This is a genomic window from Thalassotalea sp. PLHSN55, assembly GCF_052030545.1.
In the GTDB taxonomy this organism is placed as follows: Bacteria; Pseudomonadota; Gammaproteobacteria; order Enterobacterales; family Alteromonadaceae; genus CANMXU01.
On the sequence record NZ_JBPDIH010000015.1, the window covers coordinates 65,801 to 75,206 of the forward strand.

Here is a 9,406-nt window from a genome sequence, read left to right on the forward strand (position 1 = left end):
TTAGTGACTAAGCATCATAAGTTGAGCTTGCTGTGTCACCACTGTTTGCTGTCCATTTGGTATGGAAAAACTCACCGCGAGGTTTGTCAGTACGCTCATATGTATGTGCGCCAAAGTAGTCGCGCTGTGCTTGCAATAAGTTAGCCGGCAAGGTTGCATGACGATATGAATCATAGAATGCTAAACCAGCACTCATCGCAGGTGCTGGTACGCCATTAAGTACAAACTGCGCAATCGCTTTACGCCAGCTCGGCTGAGCAGTAATAAGTTGTTCGCTAAAGAACGAGTCTAGCGTTAAATTGGTTAGGGCAGGGTTATTGTCGTATGCGTTTTTAATGTCTTTTAAAAATACAGAACGAATAATACAACCGCCACTCCACATCATTGCCACACCACTGTTATTTAGGTTCCAGTTGAAATGATTTGATGCTTCACGCATTAACATAAAACCTTGTGCGTACGAGATTATTTTAGACGCATATAGTGCTTGCCCTAAAGTATCAATCCACGCTTGTTGATCTTCAGTGATTGGTTGAACTTCAGGGCCTGTTAAAATTTCACTTGCCTCAATCCGCTCGTCTTTTAACGCTGAGATACAACGTGAGAAAACCGCTTCACAAATTAACGTTACCGGCACACCAAATTCAAGGGCGTTAATGCCGGTCATTTTACCGGTACCTTTTTGGCCAGCTTTATCTAAAATTTTATCAATAACAAACTCGCCGTTTTCAGTGGTGCCCATAATGTCGGCCGTTATATCAATTAAGTAACTGCCTAACTCGCCTTGTTTCCACTGTTCAAACACTTGCTGAATTTGTAAATTATCAAGATTTAGCACATCTTTCATAAACTGGTAGGCTTCACAAATTAGCTGCATATCGCCATATTCAATGCCATTGTGAACCATTTTAACAAAATGACCTGAACCACTATCGCCAACCCAATCACAACAAGGTGTTCCGTCGTCAGTTTTTGCGGCTATTGCTTGAAAAATATTTTTAACATGTGGCCACGCTTCTTTATGACCGCCAGGCATAATGGCTGGACCAAAGCGAGCACCTTCTTCACCACCTGAAACACCCGTGCCAATAAATAACAAACCTTTTTCATCTAGATCATTGTAACGGCGAATTGAATCATTATAGTCAGCGTTGCCGCCATCGATAATAATGTCACCCTTGTCTAAATGCGGCACAATTTGTTCAATAAACTTATCTACCACTTCACCCGCTTTCACCATTAACATGATTTTTCGAGGTGATGATAAACTTGCGACCATTTCTTCAATACTTTTCACGCCGACTATATTGGTGCCTTTGGCTGCGCCATTAATAAAGTCGTCAACTTTTGAAGTGGTACGGTTATATGCTGCTACTTTAAAACCATTGTCATTCATATTTAAGATCAGGTTTTGGCCCATAACCGCCAGACCGACAACTGCAATGTCGCAAGAATTACTCATTATATTTTCCTATAAAGTGGGTTATTACTCAGTGCTAAACGACTAAGTTAATGCTAAGCAATGTTAATAAATAAAATAGTATCACTAATCTATATTGTTAACAATTTTCAATAATTAGTGTGACTTAAAAGTTCAATTAACCTTAACAATATTAAGTGAGTTTATTTTAAACATAATTGATATTAATACCAGAGATGTGAACTAGTGAAATAACTTTTTACACAAGGTTAGCTCAAAAAGTTTTGATAACCGATTAATTTTAATTATACTGTTTTTATATACAGTTAAGGTTTTGGTTTTTATGCGCAAGCTAATTCATGTTGATATGGATGCGTTTTTTGTTTCTGTTGAGATTCGCGACAATCCTGCGTTGGCGAATAAGCCTGTTGCCGTTGGTGGCAAGCGCACGTCGCGTGGCGTGATAGCAACCTGTAATTATATTGCACGTGAATATGGTGTGCGTTCTGCTATGCCAACAAGTATTGCACTGCAAAAATGCCCAAACCTTGTCTTAGTTCCCGGGCGAATGAGCGTATATAAAGAAGTAAGTCAGCAAATCCATCAAATATTGCAACGTTACACTTTACTTATTGAACCGTTAAGTTTAGATGAAGCTTATTTAGATGTGACTGATTGCACCATGTTTAATGGCTCGGCGACCTTGATTGCGCAAGATATCTGTTTGGCGATCAAAAATGAGCTGAACTTAACAGCGTCTGCGGGCATCGCGCCGATAAAATTTCTAGCAAAAATCGCTTCAGATCTCAATAAACCCAACGGCACTTTTACTATAGCGCCGAACGAAGTTGATGCTCACATACAGGCTTTGTCGCTTAAAAAAATTCCCGGTGTGGGTAAAGTGACGTTCGACAAACTCACCAAGTTCGGCTTTCACACTGGTGCTGATATTAGAAATGCTGACGAACACTACTTAGTGCAACACTTTGGTAAGTTTGGCAAAAAGCTTTGGCAACGCTGCCAAGGTATAGATCCGCGTGGTATTGAAACGTCAAGAATACGAAAGTCGGTTGGTGTTGAGCGCACTTTTTCAACGGATATTAGTGTTATAGAGGAGTTAGAACATATCTTGGCAGAAAAATTGTTGCCAGAGCTTGAGCTACGAAGCGCTCATTACCTAGAGCAACGAGCAATAAATAAGCTAGGTATTAAAATAAAATTTAACGACTTCCAGCAAACCACTAAAGAACATCAATACCATGAAATTGATTTACCTAAATTGCTTTTATTGTTGCGCGAAGCTTTGGCTAGAGGCCAGGGTAAGCCAGTAAGGTTGCTTGGTGTGCATATCGGTTTATCTGAAAAAATAAGTGACAATCGACAGTTAGCACTTACTTTTGATTAAGGTTTTTTTGATTTTTCGTGTGCGATAAGTGCCATATAATGTGTGAGACTTTCTTGATTTAAAGGTTGTTTAGCCTATCTTAATAAGAGGTGTTAATGCGCTTTACATTTAAGAGGGTCGCTCTATGAACAAAGAAAATAGGTTGTTTGTTTTTCTCTTTTTCGCCTTATTCATTGAGACAATTGCATTGTCCTTTGTTTATGGAACTTACCTTGAAGTGGTATTTGTTGGTTTGCCAGCCTTGCTCGTTCCACTTTATATGATCAAAACCGCACCAGGTGCAGATTTAACTAAACACACCGCAGCTATCGCTACTATGATTTTTGCCTGTTTGCATATTCATCAAATGAACGGCTTAATTGAAGTGCATTTTGAAATATTCATATTAATGGCATTTTTGATTATTTTCAGCGATTGGAAAATATTTATATCTGCCATTGTTGTAGTAGCAGTTCACCATTTATCTTTCTATTATTTGCAAATTGAAAATGTAGGCGTATATATTTTTGACCCTGATAGGCTTGCATTTACCACCGTTATTATTCATGCCGTATATGCAGTAATTGAAGCCTTTATTGCGGGCTTTATTGCTAAAACTCTGCATGACGATAGCATTGTTGGCAAAGAGTTATCTGATATTACTCAGCAGCTCACCAATGATGAAAATGCAATTGATTTAAAAATACGTTCGTCGATTAAAGGCAACAATATTCTAACCGGCTTTAATCAATTGCTGTCGTTGCTCGATACTGTAATTACAGATGTTAAAAAGCAAACTAATGAGTTGGTCAGTAACTCACAAAACTTAAATGAAGCAAAGCATGACTTAGAATCTTCGGCCAATGTCAGGTTACAAGAAACTGACTCTATTGCTTCAGCGATCGAACAAATGGCCGTAACGGTTGCAACAATTGCCAGAGATACTTCAGAGCTCAGTCAGCAAATGACATCTGCCAATACTCTAACCGAAACGACCAACAGTTGTATTAATGATATTAACGATCGCAATAATCACCTGATTGAAGCTTTACACAAAACCAGTGGCGAAATTAGTGAGCTATCTAAATCGAGTGAAGCGATCACCTTAGTATTATCTGAAATTACCAGTATTGCTGATCAAACTAATTTACTTGCATTAAATGCAGCGATAGAAGCAGCAAGAGCGGGTGAACAAGGCCGAGGTTTTGCTGTTGTGGCAGATGAGGTTAGGGCGCTGGCAAATCGTACTAAAGAAAGTACTGACAAAATAAGCGATACCATAGTGCAGCTAACGAACTATTCAAAGTCATCTACCCAATCTATGGGACAATGTATTGAAATAATCGATGTTGTTATTGAAGTGGCTAATGAGGCACATAATAAAATTCAAGAAGCGTCTACCTTAGTGTCGCAGGCGAACGATATCTCAATGTCGGTTGCAACCGCAGTTGAGCAGCAATCAGTAACCACAGATGGCATAGCGCAAAGTACTGAGAACTTGCGCGTTACTAGCCAAGACGATATGGCTAAAATTGATGGTTTGGCTAGTGAGGCCAGCAATATTGATTTGTCGTCTAAATCGTTAGAAAGCAACATTGCCAGTTTCAAATAACAAAGTAACAAGTATTCATTATTTGTTATTCGTATTGTGGCTAGCAGCAACTTTGTTTGCTGCTCACTATTTTATTAGTGCGCGTCTAGTTGCTTTTGATCCAGATAATCGTCTGATAAGTGTTAATAGTAGTGAGCTTATCGAACAAATGGCACAATTGTCTGTGCTCGAAGATAATGAACTTACCAATACGTTAATTCATATCACCAGCGAAAATTGTGCATGTAGTATTTACAGTAAGAAGCATAAACAAGACGTTAGCCAACAGGCTAAAGCTCAAGGGTTATCTGTGCTCAATGTAAATCTTCCTGAAACGTACAATAGTATTATTCCTTCAACACCCGCTGCCTTAATTATTGATAATACAGGGCAGCTTATTTATTTTGGTCCATACTCCGAGGGCTTAGCGTGTTCTTCCTCGAACGGATATATTGAGTTGGCGATGCAAAACTATCAACAAGGTTACAGCGCTAATTTAATTGTGGCAGATAGCAAAGGTTGTTACTGCAAAGTTTGATGCTGTTTTTAAAACAATATCAAGAATTTATAGATGGTCTTTGTCGCTTATTCCTGTATTTAATCACCTAGATAGAACAATTATTGGTTCTGCTCTCTTTTATAGGTAGAATAAGGCGCTTATTTTGCCAAAACGCCATTGCATTTGGCGTTGCACTTTCTTTCGCATAAAGATGATTAAAACGACTTAATGTGATGAATATGTGTGAGTTGTTCGCTAATGTTATTTGATTGATACTTTCGCTATTGCATGTGCGTATATAATCAACAGACCATTAATTGCTTAATTATTACTGAACTTAGTAAAAATGATGAAATTGATTGGTATCTTCAAGCAGAGCTTGCGTATAATAAGCGTTTTGGCATACAACAGATTAGCGCTTAATATAAGCAGCTAAAGGTGTCAGGTTTTTACAATATCGTGCTTTTTTGAGCAAACAAAAAATAGCAGCATTAAATCACGAATAATACCAATAGGTATGATTGAAATCGTATAAATTATCAAAGAGTTGGATAACCCATGATCAAGACCACGGCTGAGTTACGTCAGGCATTTTTGCAGTATTTTGCTTCCAAGCAGCATCAAATCGTTCCAAGTAGTTCGTTAGTTCCCGGCAATGATGCAACGTTATTATTTACCAATGCCGGTATGGTTCCTTTTAAAGATGTATTCTTAGGTGCAGAAAGTCGCAGCTATACTCGTGCGACGTCTTCACAGCGTTGTGTGCGCGCAGGCGGTAAGCATAATGATTTAGAAAACGTGGGTTATACAGCGCGCCATCATACTTTTTTTGAAATGTTAGGTAATTTCAGCTTTGGTGATTATTTCAAAACTGAAGCGATTCATTTCGGTTGGCAGTTTTTAACCGAAGTTTTAGGTTTACCAAAAGAAAAACTTTGGGTAACCGTTTTTGAAGAAGACTTAGAAGCAGAAAAAATTTGGATTGAAGAGATAGGCGTAGATCCTTCTCGTGTTGCGCGTATTGGCGCAAAAGATAACTTTTGGTCGATGGGTGACACTGGCCCTTGTGGTCCATGTACTGAGATCTTCTATGATCACGGCGAAGAAATCTTTGGTGGGCCTCCAGGAACACCAGATGAAGATGGCGATCGTTATATTGAAATTTGGAATCTTGTGTTCATGCAGTATAACCGTCACGCTGATGGCACAATGGAGCCATTGCCTAAGCCTTCTGTTGATACTGGGATGGGCTTAGAGCGAATCGCGGCAATTTTACAGGGCGTGCATAGCAACTATGAAATTGACATTTTCCAAGCGCTTATTGCTGATGCCGCAAAATTATTAAACTGTAATGACATTGAGCATAAGTCTTTGCGCGTTATTGCTGACCATATTCGTTCATGTAGCTTTTTAATTGCTGATGGTGTGATGCCGTCAAACGAAGGGCGTGGTTACGTTTTACGTCGCATCATTCGACGTGCAATTCGTCATGGTCACAAATTAGAAGCGAAAGGACATTTCTTCCATAAGTTAGTTGCGTCACTAGCGATACAAATGGGCGAAGCATACCCTGAGCTCGTTCAGCAGCAAGCGATTATTGAAAAGATTTTACGTATTGAAGAAGAGCAGTTTGGCCGCACGTTAGATCGTGGTATGGCGTTATTAGAAGATATTCTAACCGATCTGAAAGGCGATACTATTTCAGGCGACGATGTCTTCAAACTATATGATACTTATGGTTTCCCTGCTGATTTAACTGCTGATATTGCTCGTGAACGCCAGCTTAAAATTGACCACAATGGCTTTGACATAGCGATGGGCGCACAACGTGAACGCGCACAAAAAGCAAGCCAATTTGGCACAGATTATAATGAACAATTAAAATCTGATCACAACACAAACTTTAAAGGTTATAGCAGTAATTCGTACTCAGCGACGGTTGTTGAACTATTTAATAACGAAGCCTCTGTTGCCGAGTTAACGGCTGGCGAAGCGGGTATGGTGGTTTTAGATTCTACGCCGTTTTACGCTGAATCAGGTGGTCAAGTGGGTGATACTGGCGTATTGCACATTGATGATGGTGTTTTTGAAGTGACCGATACCATCAAACTAGGCAATGCATTTGCTCATAAAGGTATTGCTAAAGTTAATATTGGTGTAAATCGTCGTGTTAAAGCTGAAATTGATGTTGATCGCCGTGCTGATATTATCAAAAACCATAGTGCTACTCATATTTTGCATGCCGCTTTACGTAAAGTATTAGGCGAGCATGTAACGCAGAAAGGTTCATTGGTTGACCCAGACAAGTTACGTTTCGATTTCTCTCATTTTGAAGGCGTAACAGCACAAGAATTAAAAATAGTTGAAAACCTAGTAAACGAACAAATTCGTGCAAATGCTGTTCGCGAAACTAACTTAATGCAAATTGATGAAGCCAAAGAAAAAGGTGCGATGGCACTTTTTGGTGAAAAATACGACGATGAAGTTCGTGTGGTAACCCTAGGGGATTTCTCTACCGAATTATGTGGTGGTGTTCATGTAGAACGTACCGGTGATATTGGTGTTTTCAAAATCACTTCAGAAGCAGGTATTGCTGCTGGCGTGCGTCGTATTGAAGCCGTCACTGCGCAAAGTGCATTAAACTTTATTGATGAACAAGCCGCTTCTTTATCTACAGTAGCCGCTATGGTGAAATCGGATGTGGCTAGTGTGCCAAATAAAGTAGAAGGGTTAGTTAATAAAACCAAGCAACTTGAAAAAGAAATTACACTATTAAAGCAGAAGCTTGCCGCTCAAGCGGGATCAGACCTAGTTAGCCAAGCAACCGACGTTAATGGCGTAAAAACCTTAATCGCTCACCTAGAAGGCGTTGAAGCGAAGTCGTTACGTGGCATGGTGGATGACCTTAAAAATAAAATGGGTTCAGGCATTTTATTGTTGGCAACAGCCAACGGCAATAAAGTAAGTCTTATTGCAGGAGTTACCAAAGATCTTGTTGGTAAGGTAAAAGCTGGTGAACTTGTTAATATCGCTGCGCAGCAAGTTGGCGGTAAAGGCGGTGGTCGTCCTGATATGGCACAGGCAGGCGGTAGCCAGCCTGAAAATATAGAGACAGCAATTACTGAAGCTAATAACTGGTTAAAAGAACAGTTAAGTTAATAAGGTAGTTACAAAAAAGAACCTCTTAAGAGGTTCTTTTTACATCGGTACGCGTTTATTCATTGTAAACTTTAGAAATGAAAAAGATTTGTAAAAGGTCGCCAAAAAAGTAGACGATTTTTTGTTTTTTTTCATAAAGTAACAAGAATGGTGTGTGTTACCTGTACAAGCTTGTTAAAATATCGACACTTATAAAGGCTAATAGTGTAATTTTAATTAATTTCTTTATTTATTAGCACTTTGTCAGTAACTGGACTAACTTTAATTTATATATACTAGCTTATAAATATTTAGTAGATCCCTTATTCAAACATAAAGGAATAGTGAAATGTTAATATTAACACGACGTGTTGGCGAAACTTTAATGATTGGTGATGACGTTACCGTTACCGTTTTAGGTGTAAAAGGTAATCAAGTTCGCATTGGTGTGAATGCCCCTAAAGAGGTATCAGTTCACCGTGAAGAAATTTATATGCGCATACAATCAGAAAAAGGTGATTCAGAGCCTTCTGGTAATAAGTTTTAAAAAATACCTGTTTTAATTAAGTCGACTTTGGTCGACTTTTTTATACCTTAAAATAAATGAAGCGATATTTTTAGGTATACATGCTTTTTAATTGCCATTCCTTTTATTATCTGTGCTGACCAACTAGACAATCTTAGTGAGTATTTGCGCTAAATTCACACTCTTTGATTGTTTTCTCAACAAACAGAAATTAAATTAAAAAAACTGTTTGACTTATTTTTTTAATCCATTAATATTCGCACCCACTGGAGAGGTGGCCGAGTGGCCGAAGGCGCTCCCCTGCTAAGGGAGTATCTGGTTTATCCCGGATCGAGGGTTCGAATCCCTCCCTCTCCGCCATCATTTCTTATTAAGAGATGATGCTTGCAAAGAAGTTTGCTATCTTTAGGCTAAGATATAAAACATAGTGTATTTCGAATGAGTAATTAGCTGGATAGCTTACTAAGCAACGATGGCTACGAACTCGGTTCGTTATCTTTAGACTAAGATATAAAACATAGTTCATTGCGGACGCGTAGCTCAGCTGGATAGGTTATTTAGCAACGATGGCTACGAACAAGGTTCGTTATCTGTTAACTAAGATATAAAACATAGTTTATTGCGGACGCGTAGCTCAGCTGGATAGAGTACCTGGCTACGAACCAGGCGGTCGCAGGTTCGACTCCTGCCGCGTCCGCCACTTTTCTTTTAGTGGTTAAATAAAAAGAACAACTTATATAAGGTTGTATAAAAAATTATTATTGCGAACATGTAGTTTGGCTGGATAGGTTATCTAGCAATGATGGCTACGAACAAGGTTCGTTATCTGTTAACTAAGATATAAAACA

General features: G+C 38.9%; 6 protein-coding genes and 2 tRNA genes. 7 read left to right on the forward strand and 1 reads right to left on the reverse strand.

Annotated features, from left to right (window positions below; genetic code table 11):
* Positions 1–7 precede the first annotated feature (7 nt).
* Positions 8–1,462, reverse strand: coding sequence for a decarboxylating NADP(+)-dependent phosphogluconate dehydrogenase (gene gnd / locus ACRRSQ_RS19885; protein WP_440877526.1), 1,455 nt, complete (start codon positions 1,460–1,462; stop codon positions 8–10).
* Between the two features lie 301 nt (positions 1,463–1,763).
* On the opposite strand from gnd, the gene dinB reads away from it, so the two are divergent.
* From dinB to ACRRSQ_RS19920, 7 genes are all read left to right on the forward strand, one after another.
* Complete coding sequence (gene dinB, locus ACRRSQ_RS19890; RefSeq protein WP_440877527.1) at positions 1,764–2,825, forward strand: DNA polymerase IV; 1,062 nt, start codon at positions 1,764–1,766, stop codon at positions 2,823–2,825.
* Positions 2,826–2,949: 124 nt separating this feature from the next.
* On the forward strand, positions 2,950–4,416 hold the full coding sequence (locus ACRRSQ_RS19895) for a methyl-accepting chemotaxis protein (protein WP_440877528.1): 1,467 nt from the start codon (positions 2,950–2,952) through the stop codon (positions 4,414–4,416).
* On the forward strand, positions 4,400–4,933 hold the full coding sequence (locus tag ACRRSQ_RS19900; protein WP_440877529.1) for a DUF6436 domain-containing protein: 534 nt from the start codon (positions 4,400–4,402) through the stop codon (positions 4,931–4,933). Before ACRRSQ_RS19895 ends, ACRRSQ_RS19900 begins: the two co-directional genes overlap by 17 nt.
* Positions 4,934–5,452: 519 nt before the next feature.
* Positions 5,453–8,053 (forward strand): alanine--tRNA ligase, encoded by a 2,601-nt coding sequence (gene alaS / locus ACRRSQ_RS19905; protein ID WP_440877530.1) that lies wholly within the window; start codon positions 5,453–5,455, stop codon positions 8,051–8,053.
* Between the two features lie 328 nt (positions 8,054–8,381).
* Positions 8,382–8,579, forward strand: coding sequence for a carbon storage regulator CsrA (csrA, locus tag ACRRSQ_RS19910; protein WP_440877531.1), 198 nt, complete (start codon positions 8,382–8,384; stop codon positions 8,577–8,579).
* Positions 8,580–8,826: 247 nt separating this feature from the next.
* Positions 8,827–8,918, forward strand: a tRNA-Ser gene (locus tag ACRRSQ_RS19915).
* A gap of 263 nt (positions 8,919–9,181) precedes the next feature.
* Positions 9,182–9,258 (forward strand) — tRNA-Arg (locus ACRRSQ_RS19920).
* Positions 9,259–9,406: the final 148 nt, after the last annotated feature.

Coding starts and splice junctions, on each gene's coding strand:
- gnd (WP_440877526.1), bottom strand. CDS start 1,462: ATGAGTAATTCTTGCGACATTGCAGTTGTCGGTCTGGCGGTTATGGGC.
- dinB (WP_440877527.1), top strand. CDS start 1,764: ATGCGCAAGCTAATTCATGTTGATATGGATGCGTTTTTTGTTTCTGTT.
- ACRRSQ_RS19895 (WP_440877528.1), top strand. CDS start 2,950: ATGAACAAAGAAAATAGGTTGTTTGTTTTTCTCTTTTTCGCCTTATTC.
- alaS (WP_440877530.1), top strand. CDS start 5,453: ATGATCAAGACCACGGCTGAGTTACGTCAGGCATTTTTGCAGTATTTT.
- csrA (WP_440877531.1), top strand. CDS start 8,382: ATGTTAATATTAACACGACGTGTTGGCGAAACTTTAATGATTGGTGAT.